The following is a 26,025-nucleotide window of genomic DNA, read 5'->3' as shown; positions in this document are numbered from 1 at the left end:
TGCCCATCAGGAGAGAGATATACACCCGTCCTCCTGACCTTTGCAAGGCAAGCCCCCCTTGACTTGTTTCATGATGGGGGTGTGAGCTAAGATCGTAGGGAGGTGGCGTGTATGAAAAAGGCCCTTTTGGCCCTCCTGGCCCTCGGTCTCATGGTGGCCTTCTCCAGTAAAGAGGCCATCCAGAAGGAGTGGGAGCAAAGCGCCCACAACAACGGGGTCATGGGGTTCAAGACCCTCACCGAGGCCACGGTGGAAGCCCGCCAAGCCAACGCCGCCCACTGCGCCCGCTGCCACAGCGAGCAAGGCTTTTTGGCTTGGCTGGAGCAGCTTAAGAAAGGCAACCCTGGCAACCTGGTGGGCCCGGACGGCAAGCCGGCCACGGTGGACTACCTTAAATCCTTGGGCCTCACCAAGGACCAGGTGAAGCCCATCACCTGCAATACCTGCCACGACGAGGACGGGGACCTGCGCCTGGTCCACGACACCCCCATGCTCCCCTCCGGCTTCAAGGCCACGGCGGTGGGTAACGCCGCCTTGTGCATCACCTGCCACAACTCCCGCAACGGCCGCATCACCTGGAACGCCGAGGACCCGGGCCGCTACACCTACCCCCACGCCTCCAGCCAGGGGGACGTGATCCTGGGCAAGAACGCCTACTTCGTGGACGACACCAAGGACTGGCCTAACCCCCACGCCTTCTTCACGGGGAACGCCTGTTCCACCTGCCACATGAGCCTGGCGGGCACCGGGGAGTACACGAGCCACACCTTCAAGGCCCCGGAAAACCTCTGCGCCTCCTGCCACGGGGCCAAGTACACCAAGGAGATGGTGCAGGAGAACACCGAGCACCTCCTCTCCCTCCTGCGCGCCAAGGTGAACGCCAAGGTCCTGGCGGTGCGGGACCGCATCAAGACCGTGCGGGCCTACAACCCGGAAAACGGCCAGTTCACCCAGGGCGTGGCGGTGAAAGCCCCGGTGTACCGGGTGGACATCCTCTCCATCGCCGGGCAGATCGCCTTTAAGATGACCCTCACGGACGGGACGGTGCTTTATAGCCAGCTTGGGGACATCCGGGACGAGAAGGGCCAGCCCGTCTTCCTCACCAAGGACCCCGTGGTGCGGGCCGCCTGGAACTACCTCCTGATCCAAAACGACGGCTCCAAGGGCGTCCACAACCCCACCTACACCCGGGCCGTCCTTCTGGCCACGCTAAACGCCCTGCAGTAGGGGCGGCGCCAAAGCCCTGGGGGCAGGCCCCCCGGGGTTTTCCCGTACCATGGAGGCGTGAGCCGCACCTACCTCTACCGCGGGCGCATCCTGAACTTGGCCCTGGAAGGGCGCTACGAGATCGTGGAGCACAAACCGGCGGTGGCCGTAATCGCCCTCCAAGAGGGCAAGATGCTCTTTGTCCGCCAGATGCGTCCCGCCATAGGCCTTGCCCCCTTGGAGATCCCGGCGGGGCTCATTGAACCCGGGGAAGATCCCCTGGCGGCGGCCCAAAGGGAGCTCGCCGAGGAAACGGGGCTCACCGGGGACCTCACCCCCCTCTTTAGCTTCTACGTCTCCCCCGGTTTCACCGACGAGAAGACCTTCGTCTTCCTGGCGGAAAACCTGAGGGAAGCCCAGGCCACCCCCGACGAGGACGAGGCCATAGAGGTGGTCTGGCTAAACCCGGAGGAAGCCTTAGCCCTGCACCGCCGGGGCGGGGCGGAGTTTTCGGCCACGGGGCTCGTGGGAGTCCTCTACTACCATGCTTTTCTCCGAGGTCGCTGACGTCCCCAAAGGGCCTAAGGTGGTGGCCGTGGGCTCCTTTGACGGGGTGCACCTGGGCCACCAGTACCTCCTGCGCCAGGCCCTGGCCGAGGCCAAGGTGCTCAAGGCACCCCTCCTCGTCTACACCTTTGATCCCCCCACCAAGGTCTTCACCCGAGGGGAGGGGTTCCTCATGGACCTCACGGAGAAGGTGGAGGCCTTGCGGGAAGTGGGGGTGGAGCTCATCCTGGCGGTGCCCTTCAACGAGGCCTTTGCCAAAAGACCGGCGGAAGCCTTTCTGGAGGACCTAAAGGCCTTGGAGGCGGTTCGCATCCACGTGGGGGAAGACTTCCGCTTCGGGCAAGGAAGGGCGGGGGGAGTGGAGGAGCTTTCCTGGGTGGCCCCCACCCGGGTGGTCCCCCTCCTCACCCTGGGAGGGGAAGCGGTGAAGTCTAGCCGCATCCGCGCCCTCCTCCAGGAGGGGAAGGTGGAGGAGGCCCGCCACCTCCTGGGCCGCCCCTATGGGGCCTACGGGGTGGTGGTGGAGGGGGAGAAGCTTGGGCGGAGGCTCGGCTTCCCCACCGCCAACCTGGCGGTGCACCCCAAGAAGGTCCTGCCCCCCGGGGTGTACGCCGTGGAGGTGGAAGGAGGCTTCGGCCGCTACAAGGGGGTGGCCAACGTGGGCACCCGGCCCACCCTGGGAGGGGAAGAAAGGCGGCTTGAGGTCCACCTCCTGGGCTTCGCCGGGGAGCTTTATGGGGAGGAGGCCCGGGTGCGCTTCCTGAAGCGCCTCCGGGAGGAAAGGCGCTTTCCCAGCCTCGAGGCCCTCAAGGCCCAGATCGCGCAGGACGTGGCCTTGGCCCGGACCTACTTCGGGCTCTAACCCTCGTCAAAGTAGGTGAGCTTGGGGCGCTTGTTGGCCCTAAGCTCGTCCAGGCGGCGCACCGGGGTGGTGTAGGGGGCGTTTTCCAGCCACTCCTTGGGCTTCGCCAAAAGCTCCCCCATGGCCTCGGCGAAGGCCTCGAGGGTCTCCTTGCTCTCCGTTTCCGTGGGCTCCACCATGAGGGCCTCCTTGACGATCAGGGGGAAGTAGACCGTGGGGGGGTGGAAGCCCAGCTCCAAAAGCCCCTTGGCCAGGTCCAGGGCCCTAAAGCCCGCCGGGGGTTGGGCCACGAACTCGTGCATGCAAGGCCCATCGTAGGGGATGCGGTAGCCCTTTTCCTTAAGGAGCTCCTTGAGGTAGCGGGCGTTCAGGACGGCAAGGGCCGCCGCCCGCTTGAGCCCGGGAAGCCCCAGGGTGCGGATGTAGGCCCAGGCCCGCACCAAGGCCAGGAAGTTGCCGTAGAAGCTCTTCACCCGCCCGATGCTCTTGGGCCGGTCAAAGTCCAGGTAGTAGCCTTCCTCCCCCTTGGCCACCAGAGGGACGGGCAGGTAAGGGGCCAAGTGGGCCTTCACCCCCACGGGCCCCGAGCCGGGCCCGCCTCCCCCATGGGGCACGGTGAAGGTCTTGTGCAGGTTGAGGTGGACCACGTCAAAGCCCATGTCCCCGGGCCGGGCCCAGCCCAGGATGGCGTTGAGGTTGGCCCCGTCGTAGTAAAGCTGCGCCCCTGCCTCCTTGGCCAGGCGGGAGATCTCCAGGATGCGCCGCTCAAAAAGCCCCAGGGTGTTGGGGTTGGTGAGCATGATGGCGGCCACGTGGGGGCCGAGCTCCCTCTTTAGGGCCTCGAGGTCCACCTCCCCGTCGGGCCCCGAGGGCACCTCCCTCACCTGGTAGCCCGCCATGCTGGCGGTGGCGGGGTTGGAGCCGTGGGCCGAGTCCGGCACCAGCACGAGCCGGCGCGCCTTCCCCTCCCCCCGGTCCTCGTGGTAGGCGCGGATGACGAGGATCCCCGTGAGCTCCCCGTGGGCCCCGGCGGCGGGCTGGAGGGTGATGGCGTCCATGCCCGTGAGGGCCTTGAGGTACTCCCCGAGCTCCCACATGAGCCTTAAGGCCCCCTGGGCCGTCCCCGGGTCCTGGTAGGGGTGGAGGTCGGCAAAAAGCCGCGCCGTCTCCTCGTGGAGCTTGGGGTTGTACTTCATGGTGCAAGACCCCAAGGGGTAGAAGGTGGTGTCCACCCCCACCTGGCGGCGGGAAAGCCCGGTGTAGTGGCGCACCAGGGTGAGCTCGTCCACCTCGGGGAGGCGGGGCGGGGCCTCCCGCAGGTGTTCTTTGGGGATCAGGTCCTCCGCCTTGGGCACCGCCTTCACCAGCTTGAGGCCGCGCCTTCCCTTCCGGCTCCGTTCAAAGATCAGGGGAAAGCTCATGCCAAAACCTCCCTAAGGGCCTCCCGGAAGGCCAGGAGGTCCTCCTCCTCGTGAAGCTCGGTGGCGGCGAAGAGGGCAAGCCCCTCCCCGTACTCCTTGGGCACCGGGGTGGCCCCGTGGAAGCCCCGTTCCGCCAAGGCCTTCCGCACCGCCTCGGGGTCCTTGGGAAGGGCCAGGGCGAACTCGTTGAAGAAGGGCCTGGGGGTGAAGGGCCTGACCCCCGGGACCTCCAGGAGGAGGGCGTGAAGCTTATGGGCCATCTCCACGCCCTTCAGGGCCACCTCCCTAAGCCCCTGGGGCCCCAAGGCCGCGAGGTACATGGCCCCCATGAGGGCGGTGAGCTGTGCGTTGGTGGTGATGTTGCTCTTGGCCTTGGCCCGCCTTATGTACTGCTCCCGGGCCTGCAGGGTGAGGATGAAGCCCCGCTTGCCCTCGGCGTCCACGGTCTCGGACACAAGGCGCCCCGGGAGCTGGCGCACGAAGGCCTTCTTGGTGGCCAGGTAGCCGAAGTGGGGGCCGCCAAAGCCCATGGGCAGGCCCAGGCTCTGCCCATCCCCCACGGCGATGTCCGCCCCGTAGGCCCCGGGGGGCTTGAGCACCCCCAAGGAGAGGGGGTCCGCCACCGCCACGAAAAGCGCCCCCGCCCGGTGGGCCGCCTCCGCCCAGGGGGCGAGGTCCTCCAGAGCCCCCAGGTAGTTGGGGTTCTGCCCCACCACCGCCCCCACCCCCTCGGGCACGGGAAGGGAGGGGGTGCGCCCCCCTTCCAGGGGAAGCACCTTAAGCTCCGCCCCCACCGCCTCCAGATAGGCCTTCAGGACCGCCCGGTACTCGGGGTGGACCCCCTGGGAGACCAAGACGCTCATCCGCCCCGTCTCCCGAAGGGCCAGCAAGACGCCTTCCGCCAGGGCGGTGGCGCCGTCGTACATGGAGGCGTTGGCCACCTCGAGGCCCGTGAGCTCGGCGATCATGGTCTGATACTCAAAGGTGGCCTGCAGGACCCCTTGGCTCACCTCGGGCTGGTAGGGGGTGTAGGCGGTGAGGAACTCCCCCCGGCTCGCCAGCGCCTGGACCACGGGGGGGGCGTGGTGGCTCCGGATCCCCCCGCCCAGAAAGGCCTTGCGGGCGGGCCTGTTCCTCTCGGCAAGCCGCCTAAGCTCCTCCAGAACCGCCCACTCCGGCAAGGGCTCGGGCAGGGCGATCTCGGGGTTTAGGATCTCTTCAGGCAGGTGGCGGAAGAGGTCCTCCAGGCTTTCCGCCCCCACCCGTCTGAGCATCTCCTGGATTTCCGCCTCGGTATGGGGCGTGTAGTCCATAGGTCCATCCTTAACCAAAGCCCCCGGGCCATTTGACCCGGGGCCACAGAGGAGCATGCCCCCCCGCCTAAACCCGTGCGGGAAAGGGCCGCCCTCGGGAAAGCCATATCAAGCCTCGCTCTCCAAAGCCTCCTGGTAGCCGTCGGCGTCCAGGAGGTCGTCCAGGTGCGTCATGTCCAGGGGACGGAGGCGGAAGATCCAGCCCTCCCCATAGGGGTCCTGGTTGATGAGCTCCGGGGTTTTCTCCAGGGCCAGGTTCACCTCCACCACCTCCCCGGCCACGGGAGCGTAGATGTCGGAGGCGGTCTTCACGCTCTCCACCACCGCCACCGCCTCGCCCTTCTCCACCTTGCGCCCCACCTCGGGAAGCTCCACGTAGACCACGTCCCCCAAGGCGTCTTGGGCGTAGTCGGTGATGCCCACCAGCACCGTGTCCCCTTCGGGCAGGGCCCACTCGTGGGTCTTGGTGTAAAAGCGGTCCTTGGGTATGTCCATAGCGCCTCCTAACCCCCGCTATTTTAGCGGCACAAAGGGCAAGGGGCTAAGGGAAGCCCGTACCGGTTTGCCCCGCACCGCCACGAAGAAGGGCTCCTCCGCCCCCTCCTCCACGTAGGCCAGGGCGATGCCCTTCTCCAGAAGGGGGGAATAGCCCCCGCTGGTCACCCGGCCCACCGGCCTCTCCCCGGAAAGGACCGGGTAGCCTTCCCGGGGGACGCCCGTCTCCAGCACCAGGCCCACGAGCTTTTCCCGGCAAGGGGAAGCCAGCATGGCCTCCTTGCCGAAGAAGTCCTTCTCCTTCTTCACCACCCAGGCCCAGGGGGTACAGAGGGGGTTGGTGGTGTCGGTGAGCTCGTGGCCGTAAAGGGGAAAGCCGGCCTCGAGCCTAAGGGTGTCCCGGGCTCCAAGGCCACAGGGCTTCGCCCCCCTTTCCACCAAGGCCAGGAACACCGCCTCGGCGTCCTCCGGGGCGAGGAAGAGCTCAAACCCGTCCTCCCCGGTGTACCCGGTGCGGGCGAGGAGGGCGGGACGTCCCGCCACCTGGGCCTGGAAGACGTCGTTCTTCCTGCGCCCCTTTAGGTCGGCGTCGGTAAGCCCCTGCAGGAGGCCTTCCGCCTTGGGGCCTTGGAGGGCCAGGAGGGCGGTGGCCTCGGAGCGGTCTACGAGCTCCACCCGAAAGCCTTCCGCCAGGGCCTTAAGGTGGGCGAAGTCCTTGGCGATGTTGGCGGCGTTCACCACCATGAGGTACTCCACCTCCCCCAGGCGGTAGAGGTAGATGTCGTCCACCACCCCGCCCCTTTCGTTCGGGAGCATGGAGTACTGGGCCCTTCCCACCTTGAGCCGGGCGGCGTCGTTTGCCGTGGCCCACTGGAGGAAGGCCAATGCCTCCTCCCCCCGCACCCAGAACTCCCCCATGTGGCTCACGTCAAAAAGCCCCGCTCCCCGGCGCACCGCCAGGTGCTCCTCCACGATGGAGGTGTACTGCAGGGGAAGGGCGAAGCCGGCAAACTCCACCATGCGCCCGCCCAGGCGCAGGTGGGCCTCGTAAAGGGGGGTACGCTTCATACCAACGCCATGCTACCCCTAAAAGAGTTCCCGCCTTAGGGCCTCGGCGGAGTTGTCCTCCAAGACCTCCTCCCGCTTGGTGGCCCAAGCCGGGAAGGGGAAGCGCACCAAAAGGGGCACGGGGATCTCCGGCTGCTGGAGGATCACCGCCCCCTGGGGCAGGATGAGGGCCCTTTGGCGGAAGGAGGTGGGAAGGAAGCGGTACTCGGGGCGCTCCGCCTCGGCGGCGTCCAAGCGGCCCACCACCCGGATGGCGGCATTGGCCACCACCCGGCGCTCCACCTCGCTCGCCGTCTGCTCCGCCCCGATGAGGATGACGCCCAAGGAGCGGCCCCGCTCGGCGATGTCCAAGAGCACGTCCTTGATGGGGCCCTCCTCGTCCCGGGGAGCGTACTTGTTGAGCTCGTCCAGGACGATGAAGACCCGGCCCCGGTACTGCCCCCGCTCCTTCCGCTCAAAGACGTCTTTAAGGAGGCTTCCCACCACGAACATCTGCGCCTGGGGGGAAAGCTTGGCCAGGTCCACCACGTGGACCTGCTCCCCCTGCAGGGGGTCTGGGGGGCTGCCGAGGCGGTCGCCCCGGATGAGGTGGGCCACGTTCTCCACGCTGGCCCGAAGCCGCCTGATGAAGGCCTCGAGGGTCCCCCGGGCCTGCCTTGCGGTCCAGCTCCGGTCCCCTTCCCCCTCCCCCGTTTCCGGCCCCAGGAGCTTGTACTCCAGGTAGCGCACCAGCTCGGCGAAGCTCTTCAGGCGCACCTTGCCCAAGGCGTCAAAGGTGATCCCCTCGGGCAGGTCCTCCTTGGTCCAGTCCTCCACCAGGAGGTGGGGGCCCCTCTGCCCCTCGGCGAGCCGCCGGAGCTTTTCCGTGAGGTGCTGCACCAAAAAGCCCAGGTTGGTCATAAAGCCCCGGTCGGCGAAGAGGAAGGGGAGAAGCCCCCTTTGGCAGAACTGGACCAGGTCGTAGTGGTAAGCCCGCACGCCCTCGAGGCGGGTCTCCACGTCGGGCACGTACCCGTCCTTCTTGGGTGGGGCCAAGAAGGCCACGCTCCCGAAGGGGGTGGCGGGTAGGCCCAGGGCCTGGTACGCCTGCCGGGCCTCCTCCGTGAGGCGGGCGTTGGGCTTGTCCAGGAAGAAGAGGTCCTCCCCCTTGACGTTAAAGAGGAGCACCTTGGCCTGGTGGGCGTCCTCCAGGACCCCGCTTTCCAAGAGGCTCTTGAGGAGGAAGGTGGCGTAGCTGGTCTTGGCCGCCACCCCGCTGATGCCGGAGATGTTCACGTGCCCGCCCTTCACCCCGTTCAAAAACTCCAGGTTCAGGTAGGCCACCTCCCCGTTCTTGAGGAGGCCGGCGGGAAGCTTGGTGCTTCCCCTTTGGTTCTTCATGGCCTCGTAGTAAAGGGCGAGCTCCAGGTCCTCCCCCTCCGCCAGGAAAACGGGGGAGCCGGGGTCGGGGGGGAAGAACTCCTCGGGGAGGATCCGGGTCACGCTGACGTGGGCCACGTAGGCCAGGCTCACGGGGATCTGGCCCCGGGTGGCCAGGAAGATGTCCGTATCGTACGTTTCCCCCTCGTGCACCTTGGCCACGTGGTCCACCATGCCGAAGTAGCGCACCTTGCCCACCTTGGGGTGGAAGCCCTCCACCACCACCAGATCGTCCAGCCTGAGAAGGCCTTCCCCCTCAACCCCCACCCAGAAGGAGAGGGGGGTGGCCTCCCGGCTTCCCAACACCACGCCGATCCGCTCCATCAGCCACCTCCCAGGTGCCGGGCCAGAAACCTTGCCACCACCTCGCGCCTTCCCATCCTCCGGCCAAGCTCCCTTTCCAAGCCCCCCACGGGGGTGAGGTTCTGGGGCGCCCGGGGGTCCTTGACGGGGTGGGAGGCCAGGGCGGGAAAAAGGCTTACGGAAAGGGCGGCAAGCCTCTCATAGGGGCCCTCCAAAGGGGTTTCCAAGCGCAAAAGCCCCGCCTCCGGGGGCCTCACCCCTTCCGGGGGCAAGGGCAGGCGCAAATACCAACTGGCGAGCTCCAATCCCTTGCGCCGGATGCGGAAGAGGGGGCTTCTTTCCCCGGGGGCAAGCCTATGCAGGAGGGCCTCCTTTTCCGGGGGCAGGTAGCGGGCCCAGTGGGTCTTGATGTAGCCCAGGATAGGTGCCTCCCGCCTAAGGCGCACGGGACCATCCACCACCAAAAGCCCCCCGGAAAGTCCCGAGGCAACCTCCGCTTCCAGGTTGGCCCTGGCCCGCCGCAAGCCCTCCTGGAGGGCGTAGATCCCCTCCCCCTCCACGGGGAAGGGCTCGTAGAGGAGTTCCCCCGCCCTTAAGGCCTCGGAAAGCCCCACCCCCACCCGGCGCACCAGGGGGGGAAGAAGCCGCATCCTCCCCCCCTCAAAGACCACGGCCCCCGCGGCCACACACCCCAGAAGGGCCAGCCGCCTCCCCTCCGCCACCAGCCCCTCCGCCCGCTCCTTCCCGTCCAGGAAGTAAAGGGGCTCGGGCCAGGGCAGGGGCGCACCTCCCTTGGGTTCCCAAGGCTCCTCCAGGGGCCAGAACCCTTCGGGCTCCGGCCCCTCGGGCAAAAGCTCCTGGGCCTGGGGAAGCTCCAAAGCGTAAAGCCGCCAGGCCATGCCCCTAGATTACCGGGGCGGGGCGGTAAGGGAGGTACCTGGGCTCCCAGAAGCGGCTTTGCACGAAGGCGAAAAGCTCCTCCAGGGAAAGCCCCTGGATCCGCTCCTCCTCCGCCACCCCCTCCTCCAGGGCCTTCCGCATGACCCGGGCGGCCACGTAGGGGGAAACCTCCCTTAGGTGGCGCACCGGGGGGTAGAGGAGGTCGGGAAAGCGCTCTTGGGTGAAGTCGTAGAGGGCGTAGGCGGCCTCGAGGACCATCCCGTCCGTCACCTCCCGGGCCCGGGAGAGGACGGCCCCCAGGCCGAGCCCGGGGAAGATAAAGGCGTTGTTCCCCTGGCCCACGGGGATGGTCCGGCCCATGTACCCCACGGGGGGGAAGGGACTCCCCGCCGCCACCAAGGCCCGCCCCTCCGTCCAGTAGATGAGGTCATCGGGCAAGGCCTCGCTGGCGGAGGTGGGGTTGGAAAGGGGGAAGATCACGGGGCGGGGGGTGTTTTCCAGCATGGCCCGCGCCACCGGCTCGGTGAAGCTCCCCCCCTGCCCGGAAAGGCCCAAAAGCACCGTGGCCCGAGCGTTTTGAATGGTCTCCAAGAGGTTGGGGTACTCGCCCGCAAAGCGCCAACCATTAAGGCGCTCCCGCTTCTGGGCGAAGGGCCGCTTGTAGGCCTCCATGTTCCGCCCTTCCAGCAAAAGCCCCCGGGAGTCCAGGACCAGGACCCGGGCCTTGGCCTCCGCCTCGCTCAGGCCCTCCCGCTTCATTCCCTCCACCAAGGCCCAGGCCACGCCGATCCCCCCGGCCCCCGCCCCGTAGACCACCACCACCTGATCGGAAAGCCTTTCCCCCTTCATGCGGCAGGCGGAGAGGACCCCGGCAAGGGCCACGGCCCCCGTGCCCTGGATGTCGTCGTTGAAGGAGGGAACCACCTTGCGGTAGCGCTCCAGCACGCTAAAGGCCGCCTCTTTGGCGAAGTCCTCCCACTGGATGAGGGCCTTGGGGTAGCGCTTCTTGACCGCCTCCACGAAGCGGTCCAGGAACTGGTAGTAGGCTTCGCCCCGTAAGCGCTTGTGCCGCACCCCGAGGTATAGGGGGTCATTTAGGAGGTCCTCCCGGTCCGTGCCCACATCCAGCTCCACGGGCAGGGTCTTGTCGGGCCCCACCCCTCCTGCGGCGGTGTAGAGGGTGAGCTTGCCGATGCTGATGGCCATCCCGCCAAAGCCCTGGTCCCCGATGCCCAGGATGGCGGAAGAGTCCGTGGCCACGATGAGGCGCACCTCCTCCAGGGGCACGTTCCCCAAGGCCTCCTCAATGCGGTCAATGTTCTTGGTGCTGGCGGTAAAGCCACGGGGGTAGCGGTAGATGTGGGAAAACTCCCGCACCGCCTCCCCCACGGTGGGGGTGTAGAGGATGGGGAGCATCTCCTCCAGGTGGTCCACCACCAGGGCGTAGAAGAGGACCTCGTTGCGGTCCTGGAGGTGGCGCAGGTAGATGTGCTTGTCCAAAGGAGAGGCGATGAGGCGGTAGCGGCGGTAGACCCTTTCCTTTTGCTCCTCCAGGGTGTTCACGTGGGGAGGCAGAAGGCCCTCTAAGCCCAAAGCGCGCCTTTCCTCCTCGGTGAAGGCGGTGCCCTTGTTGAGGAGGGGAAGCCTTAAGAGCAAAAAGCCCGTGACGTAAGGCTCTAAGTAGCGCTCGCCTTTTTCATCCCGCTTGACGTCGTAATAGCGGCTAACCGGCATGCCCCTATTTTTCCACCTCGCCCGACCAAAAGGGCGAGGCGGGGGCTCCCTAGACGTTGAAGCCGAACATGCGCATCATGCGCTTTCCCTCCTCCGTCATGCGGGCTGGGGTCCAGGGCGGGGTCCATACGAACTCCACGTTCACCCCCTGCACCCCGGGCAGGCGCATGACCGCCATCTCCGCGTCCGCCTTCACCACGTCCTGGGCGGGGCAACCGATGGCGGTGAGGGTCATGGTGATGTCCACCACGCCGTTCTCGTGGACTTCCACGTCGTAGACGAGGCCCAGGTCCACGATGTTCACCGGGATCTCGGGATCGTAGACCACCTTGAGGGCCTCGAGGACCTGCTCCTTGGTGGGCAGCGTGGCCTCGGTTTCCATGCCCTCCAGTATACCCGGAAAACCCCAGCGCCTTTTGCTATAATGCCCCCTGGTTGGGGAGTAGCCCCAAGCCGGCACCCCGTCAGGACGGGCCTTAGGCCCCGGGGGCCGGGGGCAGGAAGCCCGGGCAAGACCACCGCCTTGCGCGGTGGTCTTTCTTTGTGGAGGTGAAGCATGGAGGCCAGCGTCCTTTCGGTGATCCTCATCCTGGTGGCCCTGGAGGTGATCCTCTCCGCGGACAACGCCCTGATCCTCGGGGTTATGGTGCAGAAACTGCCCGTTCCCCTCCGGCGGAAAGCCCTCTTTTACGGCATCCTGGGCGCCTACGTCCTAAGGGGCCTCGCCCTCCTCTTCGCCACCTTGGTCATCAAGCTCTGGTGGGTGCAGGTCCTGGGGGCGGCCTACCTCCTCTTCATCGCCCTCAAGCACTTCCTCAAGCCCGAGGAGGCCCACGCCCCGCCCCCCCTGGAGGTGAGCGCCGCCCACTTCTGGAAGGTGGTGGCCCAGGTGGAGCTCATGGACCTGGCCTTCGCCGTGGACTCGGTGCTGGTGGCCGTGGCCCTCTCCGACAAGCTTTGGGTCATCTACACCGGGGTCTTCCTGGGCATCCTGGCCCTTAGGATGCTGGCGAGCCTGGTGGTCACCCTCCTGGACCGCTACCCCCGGTTCAAGCACCTGGCCTACGTGGTGGTGGGCCTCGCCGGGGTGAAGCTCCTTGTGGGCGGTTGGGACAAGCTGGCCAAGGAGGTCCTCCACCGCCCTGAGCTCGCCCTTGGCTTGGACAAGGAGGCTTTTAGCCTCCTCATCCTGGGCGTCCTCCTTTTGGGAAGCCTATGGGCCCTACGGAAGCCCGCGGAACATCCCGCCTGAGATGTGGGCCTACCTCGCTCCTGCCCTTATCCTCTTTTTTGAGGTGGGCTTTCCCTTTGGCCTCTTTGTCCCCGGCGGCGACACCCTCCTCCTCGCCCTGGGGGTGTTGGCGGGGGAAGGGCGGCTTGGCCTTTTTCCCCTCCTTCCCCTCCTCTTCCTGGGGAGCTTCCTGGGCCACGGGGTGGGTTACGCTTTGGGCCGAGCCCTGGGCAAAAGGGTGCGCGGGCGCCTTTCCGAGGTACTGCTCACGCGGGCTGAAGGGCTCCTCCACCGCTACGGCCCCACAGCCCTCCTCCTCGCCCCCTTCCTCCCGGGGGTGCGGACCGCCTTACCCCTCCTTCTAGGAGCCCTAGCCTTCCCCCTTGCCCCCTACTTCCTCTTCGCCGCCCTGGGAAGCCTCCTTTGGACCCACGGCCTGGTGCTTTTCGCCTACTTCCTGGGCCAAAGGGTCTCCCCTTGGCTCCTCTGGCCGGTCCTCCTTCTCCTAGCCCTTCTACCCCTCCTGCGCCGAGGCCGCTAGACGTACTTCTCCCCCCGCACCACGAAGACGTTTTCCACGTAGGCGATCACGGCGTAGTGGGGGAAGTACGCCTCCTGCAGGCGCTCCAGGATCTTCAGGGCCACCTCCTCGCTCACGATGGTCTCTAGGCGAATGTTCTGCCCCTCCCAGTCCACGCTCCGCATCCCGCGGGAACCCTCCCCCCGGGCGGGAACGATGGTGTAGCCCTTGGCCCCAAGCCGCTTGATCTCCTCCACCAGCCTCCTCTCCAAAAGGCTTTCCGCCACGATGGTCAACAGCTTCAAGGGCACCAGGTTCACCGGCCTCACCCCCCGATCGCCTTGGCCAAGGCGTGGTAGATGGGTATCCCCAAGATCAGGTTAAAGGGGAAGGTGACGGCGAGGCTCGCCGTGAGGTACAAACTGGGGTTCGCCTCGGGCAAGGCGATGCGCACGGCGGCGGGGGCGGCGATGTAGCTGGCGCTGGCGCTCATAGCCCCAAGCACCGCAGCACCCCCCACGCTAAGCCCCGCCTTCAGGCCCAGGTAAACCCCCAAAACCCCGTGGAAAAGGGCTAGGCCCACACCAAAGAGGACCAGCCTAAACCCCACCTGGCGCAGCACGGAAAGTCTCGAGGCCGCCACCATCCCCAGGTCCAGGAGGAAAAGGGTGAGAACCCCCTGGTAGGGGTCAACGAAAAAGGATTTGACCCGCTCCATCCCCGCCTCTCCCGAAAGGAGCCCGATCAGAAGCCCCCCCAGCATCAAGACCACGCTCTTTCCGGTCAAAACCTCGTGGAGCGCTTCAGAAAGCCGGCCGCTCTGCCGTTTGCCCAGGAGGAGGGCCACCACGATCCCTGGCACCTCCAACAAGGCCACCAGGGTGGGCATGAAACCCTCCGCAGTGTGCCCCACGGCCTGGACGAAGGTGAGGGCGGCAAGGAAGGTCACGGCGGAAACCGAGCCGTAGTGGGCGGCCAAGGCGGCGGCGTCCTGTCGGCTCACCCCCAGGAAACGCCGGGCAAGGAAATAGGCGGGGAAGGGTCTAAAAAGCCCCAGGGCTAGGGTGAAAAGGGCCGGGAGGAGGACCACGGCCAAAGGGGTGTGGGCGAGCTCTACCCCCCCCTTAAAGCCGATGGCAAAAAGGAGATAAATGGAAATGGCGGTGTAAAGCGCCTCGGGAAAGGCGAGGTCGCTCTTGAGAAGCCGGGCGGCCATTCCCAGAAAGTAGGCCAAAACCATAGGGGAAAGGAAGTTAAGCCTCAGGAGTTCCAAAGCGTCCATACCCCCAAGCTTTACTACGGGAAGAAGGGCTTTTACAATCCGGTACGATGGTGCCTTTGGTAGGTCTCATCATGGGCTCCCGCTCCGACTGGGAAACCCTGCGCCACGCCGCGGAGACCCTGGACGCCTTGGGCATCCCCTACGAGGTGAGGGTGGTCTCCGCCCACCGCACCCCGGACCTCATGGCGGAGTACGCCAAGACCGCCGAGGCCAGGGGCATCCAGGTGATCATCGCCGGGGCCGGGGGGGCGGCCCACCTGCCCGGCATGACCGCGGCCCACACGCCTTTGCCCGTCTTGGGGGTGCCCGTGGAAAGCCAAGCCTTACGGGGCCTAGACTCCCTCCTCTCCATCGTCCAGATGCCCGCGGGCGTCCCCGTGGGCACCCTGGCCATCGGCAGGGCGGGGGCGGTGAACGCCGCCCTTTTGGCCGCCAGCATCCTTGGCCTCAAGGACCCCGAGGTGATGGCGCGGCTCAAGGCCTACCGGAAGGCCCAAACCGAGGCGGTCCTGGCCCACCCCGACCCCCGGGAGGAAGGATGAGGGTGGGCGTTTTGGGTGGGGGGCAGCTTGGGCGGATGCTGGCCCTGGCGGGCTACCCCTTGGGGCTTTCCTTCCGCTTCCTGGACCCCTCCCCCGAGGCCTGCGCCGGGCAGGTGGGGGAGCTTTGCGTGGGGGATTTCGCCGATCCCGAAGCCCTTTCCCGCTTCGCCCAGGGTCTGGACCTCGTCACCTACGAGTTTGAAAACGTCCCGGTGGAAGCGGCCCTAAGCCTAGCCGAAAGGCTTCCCGTCCTTCCGCCCCCCAAGGCCCTGGAGGGGGCCCAAGACCGCCTGCGGGAGAAGGCCTTCATGGCGAGCCTCGGCGTCCTCACCCCGCCCTTCCACCCCGTGGACGGGGAGGAGGACCTGGCGGAGGGGCTGAAAAAGGTGGGCCTCCCCGCCCTCCTCAAAACCCGCCGCGGGGGCTACGACGGCAAGGGGCAGGCCCTGGTGCGCACGGAGGAGGAGGCCCAAGGGGCGCTACGGGCCCTGGGGGGCCGGGGGCTTATCCTCGAGGGCCTCGTCCCCTTTGACCGGGAGGTTTCCCTCCTCGCCGTGCGGGGGCGAAACGGGGAGATGGCCTTCTATCCCCTGGTGGAAAACCGCCACCACGGGGGCATCCTTCGCCTCTCCTTAGCCCCCGCCCCCCACCTCACGGAAGCCCTGCAGAAGAAGGCGGAGGCCTACGCCAGGGAAGCCCTCCTCGCCCTGGACTACGTGGGCGTGCTAGCCCTGGAGCTTTTCCAAGTAGGCGAGGAACTCCTCTTCAACGAGATGGCCCCCCGGGTCCACAACTCCGGCCACTGGACCCTGGAGGGCGCGGAAACGAGCCAGTTTGAAAACCACCTGAGGGCCCTCCTGGGCCTCCCCTTGGGGAGCACCGCCCCTAGGGGGTATAGCGCCATGGCGAACCTCATCGGCCACAGGCCCGACTTTGGGGAGGTGCTCCGCCTCCCCTCCGCCCACCTCCACTGGTACGGCAAGGCGGTGCGCCCCGGGCGGAAGGTGGGGCACATCACCTTGAGGCGGGACACCTGGGAGGAGCTCCAAAGCGAGCTCCCCCGCCTCCTAACCCTGGCGGGAAGCCCCAGTATAATCGGGGGCGAAGGAGGCCAGGCATGGACCGCACCAGGCGCCTAAGGGAGGTCATCCGCGCGGCCAAGGCCCACCCCGTTTACCGGGAAAAGCTTAAAGACGTGGACCCCGAGGAGGTTTCCCCCGAGAACCTCTCCGCCTTGCCCCTCACCAGCCGGGAGGAGTGGGTGGCCTACCTCAAGGCAAACCCCACCCCCCCGGAAGGAGCGAGGCTCATGCACCTCACCCCAAGCCCCCTCATGGGCTGGATGCCGGAATACCTCTCGGAGGAGGACCTCCGCTACCAGGCGGAAGCCCTGGCCGCCCATTACCGGCGGCTTGGCCTCGAGGGCAAGCGGGTCTTGGTGGCCTTCAGCTACCACGTCTTCGCCGGGGGGTGGCTTTTCCACGAGGCCTTGGTCCTGGCGGGGAACCTGGTCTTCCCCCACGGCCCCGGGGAGGCGGGGCGCATCGCCGAGCTGAGCCCCCAGTTTGACGTCCTGGTCACCAACCCCTCCTTCGCCCTCAAGGTGGGCCAGGCGGGCGGGCGGTTTCGCCTGCTCCTGGCGGGGGGGGAGCCTTTTACCTCGGTGCCCGGCTTCCGGGAGAAGGTGGAGGCCCTCCTGGGCGGCACAGCCCTGGACGCCTACGGCACCAGCGAACTGGGCATCGTGGCCGGGGAAAACCTGGTCAAGGACGGGCTATGGGAGATCCCCGAGATGGCCGTCCTCGAGGTCCTGGACCCGGAAACCCTAAGGCCCGTGGCCCCGGGGGAAAAGGGGGAGCTGGTGGTCACCGCCCTAAGCCGCACCCTCATGCCCATGGTGCGCTTCCGCACCGGGGACCTGGCCTTGGCCGAGCGCCGGGAAGGGCTTACCGTGCTGCCCCGCGGGGTTTTCGGCCGCACGGACCAGATGGTGAAGGTAAAGGGGGTGAAGCTTTACCCCACGGAGCTCGCCCCCATCCTGGCCGGCTTCGGCCTGGACCCCAAGGGCTTCCAGGTGGTGGTGGAAAGGAAGCTGGAGGGGACGGACAAGCTGGTGCTCCGCCTGAAGGCGGACAAGGTGCCCCCTGGGCTCTACGAGGCCATCCAGAAGGCCACGGGGCTAAGGCTGGACGAGGTGGAGCTGGTGGGCGAGCTGGAGGGGGGCCTGGTGCTGGACCGCCGCTTCTAGCTCGTTAATCTCTTCTCATAACCCCGGGGTATACTTCCCCCAAAGCAACGGGGCCCTTGCGGTATAGTGGGGGCAAACCCTGTGCCTTGCGGAAGGAGGCAAGATGCGGTTTTTCGTGCTGGGGGATGTTTCCGTTGACCTGCTTTTCTTCGTGGAGCGAATACCGGAACCCGGGGAGGAGGTGCCCTCGAGGCGGGCCCTGATGAAGCCCGGGGGGGCCGGGGGCACCCTGGCGGTCCAGCTGGCGAGCTTGGGCCACCGGGTGCACCTGGCGGGCCGGGTGGGCCAAGACCCCTTCGCCGAGCTGGCCTTAAGCCGGGTGCGGGAGGTGGGGGTGGACCTAAAGCACCTCCAGGAAGACCCCGACCACACCACCAGTTCCGTCCTCATCCTGGTGGTGCCGGGTGGGGAACGGGCCATGGTGAGCGCGGAAGGGGCGAGCCGCTACCTGGACCCCGCCCTCTTCAAGCCCCGCCACCTGGACAGCGCCGACGCCGTGGTCCTCTCCGCCTACGCCCTGGTGGGAGGGCCTTCCCGGAGCTACGCCGTGGAGGTCCTGGAGGCGGCGAGGAAGCGGGAGCTTCCCGTCTTCGCCGACCTGGGCACGGGGGCGGTGCGGGCGGCGGGGGCGGAGCTTTTGAAGCACCTGCGGGGCGTCACCTGGCTCCTTATGAACCAGACGGAGCTTTTGGCCCTCACCGGCGCCTCTTCCCTCTCCGAGGGGGTGGCCCGGCTCCGAAGGGAGGGCTTCTCCCACCTGGCCATCAAGGTGGGGGCCATGGGCTCCATCGTGGTGACCCCCGAAGGGGAGGAGCTTTTGGAGCCCTTCCCCATAGAGGACATCGTGGACTCCACCGGGGCCGGGGACGCCTACACCGCCGCCTTCGCCCACGCCATCCTCGAGGGCAGAAGCCCGGTGGAGGCGGGAAGGCTCGCCAACCTGGCGGGGGCCTTGGCCGCCACGGGGCTTGGGGCCCAAGGCCGCCTCATCTCCCTAGAGGACCTCAAAATAGCGGCGGGCTAGGGCCAAAAAGGCGAGGCCCGCCCGCCCGCTTTTTTCCGGGTGGAACTGGGGGGCGAGGAGGTTTTCCTTGGCCAAGAGGGCGGTGAAGGGAGTGCCCTCGTACTCCCCCACCCCGAGGGCGTGGGGGTTCAAGGGGCCGTAGTAGGAGTTGGCGAAGTAGAAGTGGCGGCCCGTGAGCTCGGCGAAAAACCCCCCGAAGTTCAGGGCGTTCCAACCCATCTGGGGCACCCGCCCCCGGGGGAAGCGGCGCACCAGCCCCGGCACCACCCCAAGCCCCCTCACCCCCGGCGCCTCCTCGCTCCCCTCGTAGAGGACCTGCATGCCCACGCAGATGCCGAGGAAGGGAAGCCCCTTTTCCAAATGGGCCAGGACCCTCTCCAGGAAGCCGCTTCGGGCAAAGGCCCCCATCACCTGGCCGAAGTGCCCCTGGCCAGGGAGGACGAGAAGGCTCGCCTCCGGGTGGGCCTTGGGGTCGGCGGAGACCGCCACGGCGAAACCCGCCGCCTCCAGGGCCTTGGCGGCACTCCGCAGGTTTCCCGAGCCGTAGTCAATGAGGATGGCCCGCACTAAAGCACCCCCTTGGTGCTGGGAAGCCCCTCCCCCGTGAGGCGGGTGGCCTTGTGGAGGGCCCGGGCCAGGGCCTTGAAGCTCGCCTCCACCACGTGGTGGACCTCCCGCCCCGCCAAAAGCCGCAGGTGGAGGGTGAGCCGCCCGTGGTTCACCAAGCCCCGCAAAAACTCCCGCAGGTGGTAGTGGTTCACCCGGCCCGCCGTCCCCACCACGGGCCAGGCCTCGGGCCGGTACTCCAGGTGGGGTCGGCCGGATAGGTCCACCACGCAGAGGACCAGGGTCTCGTCCAGGGGGGCGAAGGCCTCCCCGTAGCGCTCTATCCCCCTCCCCTCCCCCAGGGCCTCCTTCAGGGCCATGCCCAGGACGATGCCCACGTCCTCCACCAAGTGGTGGACGTCCACCTCGAGGTCCCCCTTGGCCTCCACCTCCAGGAGGAAGCGCCCGTGCCGCTGGAGCTGGAGGAGCATGTGGTCCAAAAAGGGGAGTCCCGTGGCCACCTGACCCCCCGTGGGCCCGTCCAAGCCCAGGCGCAGGCGCACCCAGGTCTCCGCCGTGGCCCGCTCCACCAAGGCTTCACGCATAGGCCACCCCAAAGGCCGCCCTTAGGAAGGCGTCCATCTCCTCCTTCCGCCCCACCGTCACCCGAAGGCAGCCGGCAAGCCCCGGGTAGCGGTCCTGCCGCCGCACCAAGACCCCTTGGGCGAGGAGGTGGCGGAAGGCCCCCTCGGCGTCCGGGGTCTTGACCAGGAGGAAGTTGGTGTGGCTCGGGTAGGGACGCCAGGTGGGGTGCCGAAGGAGCTCGCCGTAGGTCCTTTCCCGCTCCCGGACCACTCCTTCCACCACCTCCCGGACGTACCCCGGGTTCTCCAAGACCACCTCCAAGATGACCCCGGTGTGGGCGGGAAGGACAAAGGGGGGAAGCACCTCCCGCACCACCCCGGCCACCTGGGGGTGGGCCAAGAGGTAGCCCGCCCGAATCCCCCCCAAGGAGAAGGCCTTGGAAAAGGTGCGCAGGAAGACCACGTGGGGGTTATCCCGGCCCAAGGGGCTAAAATCCGTGCCGGCGAACTCCCGGTAGGCCTCGTCCACCACGAGAAGCCCTCCCACCTCCTTGGCCCGTTCCGCCAAGGCCGCCACCGCCTCTTTCGGGAAGAGGGCTCCCGTGGGGGCGTGGGGGTTGGGGAGGAAGAAGACCCCGCCCTGGAAGGCGGCAAGGACCTCCTCCAGGGGCAGGGCGAAACCCTCCCCCAAGGGCACCGCCCGGTAGGGGGTGCCCGCCACCCGGGCGGCGTGGGCGTAGTGGGGGAAGGAGGGGGCAAGGTCCAGCACCTCCTCCGCCGCCAGGCTTAGGGCCAGGATGAGGAGGTTGGAGCCAGGGGCGAGGACGATTCCCCCCTCCGGCCAGTCCAACAGGGCGGCAAGGCGCTTCCTAAGGGTTTCGGCGTGGATTTCCGGGTAGCGGTTCCACGAAAGCCCCTTAAGGCGCCTTAAGGCCTCCTCCTTGAGGGCCTCGGGCAGGTCAAAGGGGCTCTCGTTCTGGTCCAGCTTCACCAGGGCCTCCTCCTTCCTGTAGGGGTAAGGGGCGAGGTCCCGGAGGTGCGCCTTGAAAGCCCGCATGCCCCGAGTATAGCGGTAGACTGGGGGCATGAACCGGGCCAAGGACTGGCTTCTCCAGGCCGAGAAGGACCTGGAGATGGCCGAGATCGCCCGGCAGGCGGGAAGGCACGAGTGGGCCTGTTTCGCCGCCCAACAGGCGGCGGAGAAGGCGGTCAAGGCCCTGCACCTTCACCTGGGCCAGGAAGCCTGGGGGCACGTGGTGGCCCGGCTCCTCCGGGAGCTGCCCTTGCCGGTACCTGAGGAGTTGGTGGAAAGAGCCCGATACCTGGATGGTCTCTATATTCCCACCCGCTACCCCGACGCCTTCCCCGAAGGCCCCTCCGCGGAGCACTACGGGCCCCTGCAAAGCGAGGAGGCTTTGAACCATGCCCACGCGATCCTTGCGTTCGTCCGTGGTCAGATGGCCTAGGCGAGAGGCGGTGGAGGAGGCCCTCAAGGCCTGGCTCGCCCGCCACCCCATCCCGGGCCTCCTGGCCCTCGGGTATTTCGGCTCCTACGCCCGGGGGGACTACGGCGTGGGGAGCGACCTGGACCTGGTCCTGGTGGTGGAGGAAAGCCCCCTTCCCCCCTACCGCCGCGCCGCCGCCCTGCCCCTGGAGGAGCTCCCCGTGCCCGCGGAGGCCCTGGTCTATACCCTGGCGGAGTGGCAAGCCCTCCCCCAGGGAAGCCCCCGCTTCGCCCAAGCCCTACGGCGGGAAACCCGTTGGCTCCTTCCCCCGCCCTAGCGCCAAAGGGCAACCCGCTCCAGGGGCAAGCGGTGGGAGGGGTAGCCCTCCTCCGCCGGGTAGCCCAAGGGAAGAAGGGCGGGGACGGCCACGTGGGCGGGAAGGCCCAAAAGGGCCTTAACCCTTTCCGGGTCAAAGCCCAGCATGGGCACGCTCCCAAGCCCGTGGGCCTCCAGGAGGAGGAGCAGGTAGCCCAAGAAGATGTAGCTCTGCCCCGCGGCCCAAGCCGCCCGCTCCCCCTCCCCCATCCCGGCAAAGGCGCTTTGAATGGCCCGCTTCTGGGCTTCCCGCCGCTCTCCCTGAACCCCGGGGTGGATCACCTCGTCCAGGCGGGCTAGGGCGTCCTCGAGGTCGGCGTAGACCACCAGGACCACGGGGGCCTCCTCCACCTGGGCCTGGCCGAAGGCCGCCTCCCTAAGGGCCTTCTTGAGGGCGGCGTCCCGCACCACCACCAAACGCCAGGGCTGCAGGTTCCAGGCGGAAGGGGCCCTAAGGGCCGCCTCTAGGACCTCCCGCAACACCCCCTCAGGCACGGGGTCCGGCCGGTAGCGGCGGATGGAGCGGCGCCTTAGGGCCGCGGTCTTGACGTCCAGAACGGGGAGTGTAGCCTCCATACGCCGGGAATAGTACCGGAAGCCTCCCGGGCCCTTTGTGAAGCAAAGCGCCATCAAGGGCGGAAGTGGTCGTACCCCTTCCGCGGCACGGGGACCCCCTGGAGGTAAACCCCCTCTCCCTCCACCACGCGCCCGGCCCGGAAGAGGGGAAGCCCCGCCTCCCTCGCCCGCGCCTCCACCGCCTCCCCTCGCTCGGGGGGAACCACCAAGACCGCCTCAAACTCCTCCCCCCCATAGAGCACGAAGGCCAAGGCCCTTTCCTCGCTCCCCGCCAAGGCCACCACGTCGGGGTAAAGGGGCAAGGCCTCCAGTTCCACCCGCACCCCGAGCTCTGCAAGCTGCCATAGGGTTTCCGCCAGGCCATCGGAGGAGTCCAGGCTTCCCCGCAGAAGCCCCTCCAGGGCCAAGAGGCCCAGCCGGGGCAAGGGGTAGTGGGCCGCCTCCCGGATGGCGGGGAAGGCCTCGAGGCCCACCCCCTGGTAGTGGGCGAAGATGGCCGCCCCAAGCCGCCCCCACCGGTCCCCGGCCAAATACAAGAGGTCCCCCGGCAGGGCCTGGCGGGGAAGGGGGCGCTTCGCCTCGGCGAAGCCCGCCACCACCAAGGCCGCCTCCTCCCCGGCGTTGGTGTCCCCGCCCAGAAGGAAGGCCCCAAGCCGGCCCGCCGCCTCCGCCGCCCCCCGCACCAGGCCCAGGGCGAGCTCCTCCTCCGCCTCAGGGGGCAGGAAAAGCCCCAGGGCGAAGCCCAAGGGCCGCCCCATCTTGCAGAGGAGGTCGGAGGCGGTGGCCGCCACCCCCCGGAAGCCCACCTCAAAGGGCCCCATGCCCCGGAGCGCCACGTCCCGGTAGCGGAAGCCGTCCACCTTGAGGAAAAGGGCCTCCTCCCCGAGCCACACCCCCCCGGCGTCGTCCCCCGGGGGAAGGGGGGCGTCCAAGGGGTAGCCCAAGGGAGCGAGCTTCCGGAGAAGGGCCCTTTCGCCCAGGTCTTTAAGCCGCATAAACCCAGGCTAGGGTATCATGGCGGGGTGTGCCGGGTTGACCTGTGCCTGAGGCCGACCCCTGGCCCTTTGATCCTGGTGGAGGTCCTGCCTGCGGGGAGCGTCCTCACCCGCCTCTTGGCCCTGGGGGCCAAGGGGGTTTGGGTGGCCCCGGGGCCCAAGGTGGCCCGCCTCCTGGGGGAAAGCCTGGGGAAAAACGCCCTCCTTTTGGGCGAGGTGGAGGGCTTTCCCCCCGAGGGGTTCCACGGGCGGCTTTCCCTCTTGGACCTAGAAAGGACGGAGGTGAAGGGGAAGGAGGCCGTCCTGGTGGCCCCCTCCCTCAACGGGAGCCTCCTGCCGGGAGAGGAGGAGGTGTACCTGGCGGGCTTCCGAAACGCCAAGGCCATCCTGGAGCTGGCCGGTACCCTCAAAAACCCCACCTTGCGCCCCTCCGGGGCCCCCGAGCCCCTCCTCTCCGCGGTGGTGGCCCTGGGCTTTTTGCAAAAGCGCCTTTCCCCCGAGGCGCAAAGCCTCGCCACCCTCCTCCTCAAGGCCTTCCCCGACCCCCAGGAGGCCCTCTTCCAAAGCCAGGAGGGGCAGGCCCTCCACAAGGAGGGGCGCACGGAGGAGCTGGCCTGGGCGAGCCTCATCGGGGTAGACCCGGTGGTGCCCCGCCTCACCGAGGTCCGCCTCTTCTCCAAGGAGGCCCACGGCCTCACCCAGGACCGCTACGCGCAGAGGTACGCGGCATGGAACGGCTAACCCTTTTGGGCCTTCCCCTGGACCCCGTGGACATGGGGGAGGCCTTAAGGCGCATCGGGGGCTTCCTGGAGGAGGAAAGAACCCACCAGGTGGTGACCCTAAACCCGGAAATCGCCGTGCGGGCGCAGGAGGACCAGGCCCTGAGGGAAGCCGTCCTCGAGGCCGAGCTCATCACCCCAGACGGGGTGGGCATCCTTTGGGCGGTCAGGCGGCTTCACGGGGTGCGCCTCCCCGAGCGGGTCACGGGGGTGGACCTCACCCTGGCCCTCTTCCGCCGCTTCCCGGGCCTCAGGGTCTACCTCCTGGGGGGAAAGCCCGGGGTGGCGGAGCGGGCGGCGCGGGAGGCGGAAAGGCTCGGGGCAAAGGTGGTGGGCCTTCACCACGGCTACTTCCGGGAGGAGGCCCCCATCGTGGAAGCCATCCAACGGGCGGCCCCCGACCTCCTCTTGGTGGGCATGGGGGAAAGGCAGGAGACCTTCATCCACCGGAACAAGGCGCACCTCAGGGCCAAGGTGGCCATGGGGGTGGGGGGCACCCTGGACGTCCTGGCGGGGGAGGCGAAGCGCCCTCCCCTTTGGGCGCAACGCCTGGGCCTGGAGTGGCTCCTGCGCGTGGGAACCGACCCCAAGCGCTGGCGGCGCGCCCCAAGGCTTCTCCGCTTCGCTTACATGGTCCTCAAGGAAGGGCGCTAGACTAAACCCATGCGGCGGATTCTGGCCTCCCTCCTCCTCCTGGGGCTCGCCCTGGCCCAAGGCCTCGTCCTCCCCTTTGAGGGCCCCAGGGGCTACACCCTGGCCCAAGCCTTCGCCCAAGGGCTGAACGCACCTCCCCCCACCCTCCTCGCCCTCCTCCTCCCCGACCTCCCCTGGCGGGGAAGCTATGAGCTCGCCGGAGGGCTTCACACCCGGGCCGGGGCCCGGCTCGCCCTCGCCGCCACGGGGGCCGACTGGGTGCTCCTGGGGCGGGAGGAGGAAGGGGGCTTAAGGCTCATCCTCGCCACCCCTAAGGGGGCCCAAGAAGGGCTTTTCCGCACCCCCCAGCTGGCCTGGCTCTGGCTCCAGGGCCAAGGCCTCGCCCCCCGCTTTAGCCCCTTCCCCACCTCCACCCTCTCCGAAGAGCGCCTGCAGGCCCTGGCCCAGGGCCAAGACCCCGACCCCCTGCACCAGTCCGCCCTGGACCTCAAGGAGGGGCGGGGAAGCGGCCTTTTGGAGGGCCTGCTGCCCAGACGGCTCCTCCTCCTCTGGCAAGGTACCCTCCCCCCCGCCTACGAGGCCTTCCGCCTCCTGGCGGAGGGGAAGCGGGAGGAAGCCCTCAAGCGGGCGGAGGCTTTGACCCAAGGGGACGTCCTGGAAAGGACCGCGGCCCACCTCCTCTTCCGGGCCCTGGAGGATGAGCGCTGGAAGGAAACGGCAAGAAGCCTCGCCCAAGCCTTCCCCGAGCTTCCCTTGGCCTGGGAGGAGGTGAGCTTCGCCGCCTTCGCCGAGGGGAAGGGCGAGGAGGCCAAGGAGGCCCTCCTCCAAGCCCTCAAGCTCCGGCCCGATTACTGGCTCTACTGGACCAACCTGGGCTGGGCCTACTACCTGGCGGGGGACCTGCCCCGGGCCATTTGGGCCTCGGAAAGGGCCCTACAGCTTAGTCCCAACGCCACCGCCCTCTACAACCTGGGGCTTTTCCAGGCCATTTACGGGGACTATTTGGGGGCCAAGGCCGCCTACGACAGGGCCCTTAGGCTGGACGAAGGGGAGGACTTCCCCGAGGCCCTTAAGGACCTCGAGGCCCGCAAAGAACCCCTTGCCCTCTACTTCCGCGCCTACCTGGCGGAGCGGGCGGGGCTCGAGGCCAAGCCCCTCTACGAAGCCTTCCTCGCCCAACACCCCAAGCACCCCCTAGGCCCCGCCGCCCGGCGGGCCCTGGCCCAGCTTGGGGAGGGGGGGGCGCGGCTGGAGGTCCTAAGGCTTTCCCTCATCCCCGGGGACGTGGACGCCCGCCCCTTCCGCGCCGGGGAGGCGGTCTTCCCCGAGGTGCGCCTCACGGGAACCCCCTACCTGAAGCGGGACGCCCTGGAAACCCGCCTCTACCGGGAAGGTGCCCTCCTCCAGGAGGAAAAGAAGCCCCTGGGCTTCCCCCCCCTCACCACCGCCTTGGTGGAAAATGCCCCCGCCGTTACCCTCCCGGCCCCTGGGCGGTACACCCTAGAGGTCCGCTACGGGGAGGCCACCCTCCTCCTGCCCCTGGAGGCGGGGCCCCCGAGCCTTGCCCGCCGGCTCTACGCCCTGGGCCTGGAAGCGCGGGACCTTTCGGGCCAAGCCCTCCTCACCCCCAAGGAGGCCCTGGGGGAGGAGGGGGAAAGGCTCCTTTTGGAAAGGACGCTCCAGGCGCTTAAAGAAGCCGCCCCCCTCGCCACCTCAAGCCGCCTCACCGCTCCCCTTCCCAAGGGGCCCTATGCGGGGAAGAGCGTGCAGGAGGTGCTGAAGGAGCCGAGCCTCGAGGGGGTGCGGGCTTTCTTTGAGGCGGTCTTGGAAAACCCCGAACTCCTTGCGGAGAACGACGTGGTGAACGCCTTCGTGAACTGGCTCCTTAAGCTGTCAGAAAACGCGCCGTGAAGGCACACAAGCGCTAGCCCCCCGG

The 26,025-nt window shown here is 67.9% G+C and carries 29 protein-coding genes; 14 read left to right on the top strand and 15 right to left on the bottom strand.

Annotated elements, in window-relative coordinates:
• Positions 1–111: 111 nt before the first annotated feature.
• Genes L0D17_RS05765 through ribF form a run of 3 tightly spaced genes read left to right on the top strand, consistent with a single transcriptional unit; the run spans position 112 to position 2,635 of the window.
• Positions 112–1,227, top strand: coding sequence for a hypothetical protein (locus tag L0D17_RS05765; RefSeq protein ID WP_243094402.1), 1,116 nt, complete (start codon positions 112–114; stop codon positions 1,225–1,227).
• 57 nt (positions 1,228–1,284) lie between these two features.
• A complete protein-coding gene (locus tag L0D17_RS05760; protein WP_243094401.1) occupies positions 1,285–1,773 on the top strand; it encodes an NUDIX hydrolase in 489 nt (162 codons plus the stop codon).
• Complete coding sequence (ribF, locus tag L0D17_RS05755) at positions 1,751–2,635, top strand: riboflavin biosynthesis protein RibF (protein ID WP_243094400.1); 885 nt, start codon at positions 1,751–1,753, stop codon at positions 2,633–2,635. The genes L0D17_RS05760 and ribF overlap by 23 nt, the downstream gene beginning before the upstream one ends.
• Here the strand turns inward: ribF and gcvPB are convergent.
• The 8 genes from gcvPB to L0D17_RS05715 all read right to left on the bottom strand — a co-directional run bounded on the left by gcvPB (position 2,632) and on the right by L0D17_RS05715 (position 11,670).
• Positions 2,632–4,056: an aminomethyl-transferring glycine dehydrogenase subunit GcvPB gene (gene gcvPB / locus L0D17_RS05750; RefSeq protein WP_243094399.1), complete on the bottom strand. Its 1,425-nt coding sequence runs from the start codon at positions 4,054–4,056 to the stop codon at positions 2,632–2,634. The two genes, ribF and gcvPB, sit on opposite strands and share 4 nt — an antisense overlap.
• Positions 4,053–5,369 carry an aminomethyl-transferring glycine dehydrogenase subunit GcvPA gene (gcvPA, locus tag L0D17_RS05745; RefSeq protein WP_243094398.1) on the bottom strand — a complete coding sequence of 439 codons (1,317 nt, stop codon included), beginning with the start codon at positions 5,367–5,369 and terminating at the stop codon, positions 4,053–4,055. Before gcvPA ends, gcvPB begins: the two co-directional genes overlap by 4 nt.
• A gap of 108 nt (positions 5,370–5,477) precedes the next feature.
• Positions 5,478–5,864, bottom strand: coding sequence for a glycine cleavage system protein GcvH (gcvH, locus tag L0D17_RS05740; protein WP_039455758.1), 387 nt, complete (start codon positions 5,862–5,864; stop codon positions 5,478–5,480).
• Positions 5,865–5,882: 18 nt separating this feature from the next.
• The gene (gene gcvT / locus L0D17_RS05735; protein WP_243094397.1) at positions 5,883–6,932 is read right to left on the bottom strand and encodes a glycine cleavage system aminomethyltransferase GcvT; all 1,050 of its coding nucleotides are present in this window, start codon (positions 6,930–6,932) and stop codon (positions 5,883–5,885) included.
• Between the two features lie 18 nt (positions 6,933–6,950).
• A complete protein-coding gene (locus tag L0D17_RS05730; protein WP_243094396.1) occupies positions 6,951–8,675 on the bottom strand; it encodes an ATP-binding protein in 1,725 nt (574 codons plus the stop codon).
• Positions 8,675–9,553, bottom strand: coding sequence for a DNA double-strand break repair nuclease NurA (locus L0D17_RS05725; protein WP_243094395.1), 879 nt, complete (start codon positions 9,551–9,553; stop codon positions 8,675–8,677). The genes L0D17_RS05730 and L0D17_RS05725 overlap by 1 nt, the downstream gene beginning before the upstream one ends.
• A 4-nt stretch (positions 9,554–9,557) precedes the next feature.
• On the bottom strand, positions 9,558–11,288 hold the full coding sequence (locus L0D17_RS05720; protein ID WP_243094393.1) for an NAD-dependent malic enzyme: 1,731 nt from the start codon (positions 11,286–11,288) through the stop codon (positions 9,558–9,560).
• Between the two features lie 49 nt (positions 11,289–11,337).
• Positions 11,338–11,670 carry a metal-sulfur cluster assembly factor gene (locus tag L0D17_RS05715; protein WP_039455748.1) on the bottom strand — a complete coding sequence of 111 codons (333 nt, stop codon included), beginning with the start codon at positions 11,668–11,670 and terminating at the stop codon, positions 11,338–11,340.
• Positions 11,671–11,844: 174 nt separating this feature from the next.
• Between L0D17_RS05715 and L0D17_RS05710 the strand changes: the two genes are divergently transcribed.
• Complete coding sequence (locus tag L0D17_RS05710; RefSeq protein ID WP_243094391.1) at positions 11,845–12,540, top strand: TerC family protein; 696 nt, start codon at positions 11,845–11,847, stop codon at positions 12,538–12,540.
• 1 nt (position 12,541) lies between these two features.
• Positions 12,542–13,060 (top strand): DedA family protein, encoded by a 519-nt coding sequence (locus L0D17_RS05705; protein WP_039455744.1) that lies wholly within the window; start codon positions 12,542–12,544, stop codon positions 13,058–13,060.
• Here the strand turns inward: L0D17_RS05705 and L0D17_RS05700 are convergent.
• Both L0D17_RS05700 and L0D17_RS05695 read right to left on the bottom strand, forming a co-directional pair.
• Positions 13,057–13,359, bottom strand: coding sequence for a P-II family nitrogen regulator (locus L0D17_RS05700; RefSeq protein WP_039455742.1), 303 nt, complete (start codon positions 13,357–13,359; stop codon positions 13,057–13,059). The genes L0D17_RS05705 and L0D17_RS05700 overlap by 4 nt on opposite strands.
• 5 nt (positions 13,360–13,364) lie before the next feature.
• Positions 13,365–14,321 carry a sodium-dependent bicarbonate transport family permease gene (locus tag L0D17_RS05695; RefSeq protein WP_039455741.1) on the bottom strand — a complete coding sequence of 319 codons (957 nt, stop codon included), beginning with the start codon at positions 14,319–14,321 and terminating at the stop codon, positions 13,365–13,367.
• Positions 14,322–14,368: 47 nt separating this feature from the next.
• On the opposite strand from L0D17_RS05695, the gene purE reads away from it, so the two are divergent.
• From purE to L0D17_RS05675, 4 genes are all read left to right on the top strand, one after another.
• Positions 14,369–14,863 carry a 5-(carboxyamino)imidazole ribonucleotide mutase gene (purE, locus tag L0D17_RS05690; RefSeq protein ID WP_243094389.1) on the top strand — a complete coding sequence of 165 codons (495 nt, stop codon included), beginning with the start codon at positions 14,369–14,371 and terminating at the stop codon, positions 14,861–14,863.
• A complete protein-coding gene (locus L0D17_RS05685) occupies positions 14,860–16,002 on the top strand; it encodes a 5-(carboxyamino)imidazole ribonucleotide synthase (protein ID WP_243094381.1) in 1,143 nt (380 codons plus the stop codon). Before purE ends, L0D17_RS05685 begins: the two co-directional genes overlap by 4 nt.
• Entirely contained in the window at positions 15,981–17,111 is a 1,131-nt protein-coding gene (locus L0D17_RS05680; RefSeq protein WP_039455737.1) for a phenylacetate--CoA ligase family protein, read from the top strand. Before L0D17_RS05685 ends, L0D17_RS05680 begins: the two co-directional genes overlap by 22 nt.
• Positions 17,112–17,214: 103 nt before the next feature.
• Positions 17,215–18,135, top strand: a complete 921-nt coding sequence (locus tag L0D17_RS05675; protein WP_039455735.1) for a carbohydrate kinase family protein — start codon at positions 17,215–17,217, stop codon at positions 18,133–18,135.
• On the opposite strand, the gene hisH is transcribed toward L0D17_RS05675, so the two are convergent.
• The 3 genes from hisH to L0D17_RS05660 are packed head-to-tail and all read right to left on the bottom strand — an operon-like array spanning position 18,106 to position 20,322.
• Complete coding sequence (hisH, locus tag L0D17_RS05670) at positions 18,106–18,702, bottom strand: imidazole glycerol phosphate synthase subunit HisH (protein ID WP_039455733.1); 597 nt, start codon at positions 18,700–18,702, stop codon at positions 18,106–18,108. The genes L0D17_RS05675 and hisH overlap by 30 nt on opposite strands.
• A complete protein-coding gene (gene hisB / locus L0D17_RS05665; RefSeq protein WP_039455731.1) occupies positions 18,702–19,286 on the bottom strand; it encodes an imidazoleglycerol-phosphate dehydratase HisB in 585 nt (194 codons plus the stop codon). The genes hisH and hisB overlap by 1 nt, the downstream gene beginning before the upstream one ends.
• Positions 19,279–20,322: a pyridoxal phosphate-dependent aminotransferase gene (locus L0D17_RS05660; RefSeq protein ID WP_243094379.1), complete on the bottom strand. Its 1,044-nt coding sequence runs from the start codon at positions 20,320–20,322 to the stop codon at positions 19,279–19,281. The genes hisB and L0D17_RS05660 overlap by 8 nt, the downstream gene beginning before the upstream one ends.
• 28 nt (positions 20,323–20,350) lie before the next feature.
• On the opposite strand from L0D17_RS05660, the gene L0D17_RS05655 reads away from it, so the two are divergent.
• Together L0D17_RS05655 and L0D17_RS05650 are read left to right on the top strand one after the other, a co-directional pair.
• Positions 20,351–20,731 carry a HEPN domain-containing protein gene (locus tag L0D17_RS05655; RefSeq protein ID WP_243094377.1) on the top strand — a complete coding sequence of 127 codons (381 nt, stop codon included), beginning with the start codon at positions 20,351–20,353 and terminating at the stop codon, positions 20,729–20,731.
• Positions 20,688–21,047: a nucleotidyltransferase domain-containing protein gene (locus L0D17_RS05650; protein WP_039455725.1), complete on the top strand. Its 360-nt coding sequence runs from the start codon at positions 20,688–20,690 to the stop codon at positions 21,045–21,047. Before L0D17_RS05655 ends, L0D17_RS05650 begins: the two co-directional genes overlap by 44 nt.
• On the opposite strand, the gene L0D17_RS05645 is transcribed toward L0D17_RS05650, so the two are convergent.
• A complete protein-coding gene (locus L0D17_RS05645) occupies positions 21,044–21,661 on the bottom strand; it encodes a nitroreductase family protein (RefSeq protein WP_039455723.1) in 618 nt (205 codons plus the stop codon). The two genes, L0D17_RS05650 and L0D17_RS05645, sit on opposite strands and share 4 nt — an antisense overlap.
• A 53-nt stretch (positions 21,662–21,714) precedes the next feature.
• Entirely contained in the window at positions 21,715–22,656 is a 942-nt protein-coding gene (locus L0D17_RS05640; protein WP_243094375.1) for a thiamine-phosphate kinase, read from the bottom strand.
• Between the two features lie 27 nt (positions 22,657–22,683).
• Between L0D17_RS05640 and L0D17_RS05635 the strand changes: the two genes are divergently transcribed.
• From L0D17_RS05635 to L0D17_RS05625, 3 genes are read left to right on the top strand one after another with little or no spacing between them, the layout of a single operon-like run.
• Positions 22,684–23,397, top strand: coding sequence for a 2-phosphosulfolactate phosphatase (locus L0D17_RS05635; protein WP_243094374.1), 714 nt, complete (start codon positions 22,684–22,686; stop codon positions 23,395–23,397).
• Positions 23,385–24,089 carry a WecB/TagA/CpsF family glycosyltransferase gene (locus tag L0D17_RS05630; RefSeq protein WP_039455716.1) on the top strand — a complete coding sequence of 235 codons (705 nt, stop codon included), beginning with the start codon at positions 23,385–23,387 and terminating at the stop codon, positions 24,087–24,089. The genes L0D17_RS05635 and L0D17_RS05630 overlap by 13 nt, the downstream gene beginning before the upstream one ends.
• Before the next feature lie 9 nt (positions 24,090–24,098).
• Positions 24,099–26,000, top strand: coding sequence for a tetratricopeptide repeat protein (locus L0D17_RS05625; protein ID WP_243094372.1), 1,902 nt, complete (start codon positions 24,099–24,101; stop codon positions 25,998–26,000).
• Positions 26,001–26,025: the final 25 nt, after the last annotated feature.

This window comes from Thermus thalpophilus, from assembly GCF_022760915.1.
Classification (GTDB): domain Bacteria; phylum Deinococcota; class Deinococci; order Deinococcales; family Thermaceae; genus Thermus; species Thermus thalpophilus.
Note: the sequence above shows the minus strand (reverse complement) of the source record. Positions and strands in the feature narration are given on the sequence as shown.

Coding starts and splice junctions, on each gene's coding strand:
- L0D17_RS05765 (WP_243094402.1), top strand. CDS start 112: ATGAAAAAGGCCCTTTTGGCCCTCCTGGCCCTCGGTCTCATGGTGGCC.
- ribF (WP_243094400.1), top strand. CDS start 1,751: ATGCTTTTCTCCGAGGTCGCTGACGTCCCCAAAGGGCCTAAGGTGGTG.
- gcvPB (WP_243094399.1), bottom strand. CDS start 4,056: ATGAGCTTTCCCCTGATCTTTGAACGGAGCCGGAAGGGAAGGCGCGGC.
- gcvPA (WP_243094398.1), bottom strand. CDS start 5,369: ATGGACTACACGCCCCATACCGAGGCGGAAATCCAGGAGATGCTCAGA.
- gcvH (WP_039455758.1), bottom strand. CDS start 5,864: ATGGACATACCCAAGGACCGCTTTTACACCAAGACCCACGAGTGGGCC.
- gcvT (WP_243094397.1), bottom strand. CDS start 6,932: ATGAAGCGTACCCCCCTTTACGAGGCCCACCTGCGCCTGGGCGGGCGC.
- L0D17_RS05730 (WP_243094396.1), bottom strand. CDS start 8,675: ATGGAGCGGATCGGCGTGGTGTTGGGAAGCCGGGAGGCCACCCCCCTC.
- L0D17_RS05725 (WP_243094395.1), bottom strand. CDS start 9,553: ATGGCCTGGCGGCTTTACGCTTTGGAGCTTCCCCAGGCCCAGGAGCTT.
- L0D17_RS05720 (WP_243094393.1), bottom strand. CDS start 11,288: ATGCCGGTTAGCCGCTATTACGACGTCAAGCGGGATGAAAAAGGCGAG.
- L0D17_RS05715 (WP_039455748.1), bottom strand. CDS start 11,670: ATGGAAACCGAGGCCACGCTGCCCACCAAGGAGCAGGTCCTCGAGGCC.
- L0D17_RS05710 (WP_243094391.1), top strand. CDS start 11,845: ATGGAGGCCAGCGTCCTTTCGGTGATCCTCATCCTGGTGGCCCTGGAG.
- L0D17_RS05705 (WP_039455744.1), top strand. CDS start 12,542: ATGTGGGCCTACCTCGCTCCTGCCCTTATCCTCTTTTTTGAGGTGGGC.
- L0D17_RS05695 (WP_039455741.1), bottom strand. CDS start 14,321: ATGGACGCTTTGGAACTCCTGAGGCTTAACTTCCTTTCCCCTATGGTT.
- purE (WP_243094389.1), top strand. CDS start 14,369: ATGGTGCCTTTGGTAGGTCTCATCATGGGCTCCCGCTCCGACTGGGAA.
- L0D17_RS05685 (WP_243094381.1), top strand. CDS start 14,860: ATGAGGGTGGGCGTTTTGGGTGGGGGGCAGCTTGGGCGGATGCTGGCC.
- L0D17_RS05680 (WP_039455737.1), top strand. CDS start 15,981: ATGGACCGCACCAGGCGCCTAAGGGAGGTCATCCGCGCGGCCAAGGCC.
- L0D17_RS05675 (WP_039455735.1), top strand. CDS start 17,215: ATGCGGTTTTTCGTGCTGGGGGATGTTTCCGTTGACCTGCTTTTCTTC.
- hisB (WP_039455731.1), bottom strand. CDS start 19,286: ATGCGTGAAGCCTTGGTGGAGCGGGCCACGGCGGAGACCTGGGTGCGC.
- L0D17_RS05660 (WP_243094379.1), bottom strand. CDS start 20,322: ATGCGGGCTTTCAAGGCGCACCTCCGGGACCTCGCCCCTTACCCCTAC.
- L0D17_RS05655 (WP_243094377.1), top strand. CDS start 20,351: ATGAACCGGGCCAAGGACTGGCTTCTCCAGGCCGAGAAGGACCTGGAG.
- L0D17_RS05650 (WP_039455725.1), top strand. CDS start 20,688: ATGCCCACGCGATCCTTGCGTTCGTCCGTGGTCAGATGGCCTAGGCGA.
- L0D17_RS05645 (WP_039455723.1), bottom strand. CDS start 21,661: ATGGAGGCTACACTCCCCGTTCTGGACGTCAAGACCGCGGCCCTAAGG.
- L0D17_RS05640 (WP_243094375.1), bottom strand. CDS start 22,656: ATGCGGCTTAAAGACCTGGGCGAAAGGGCCCTTCTCCGGAAGCTCGCT.
- L0D17_RS05630 (WP_039455716.1), top strand. CDS start 23,385: ATGGAACGGCTAACCCTTTTGGGCCTTCCCCTGGACCCCGTGGACATG.
- L0D17_RS05625 (WP_243094372.1), top strand. CDS start 24,099: ATGCGGCGGATTCTGGCCTCCCTCCTCCTCCTGGGGCTCGCCCTGGCC.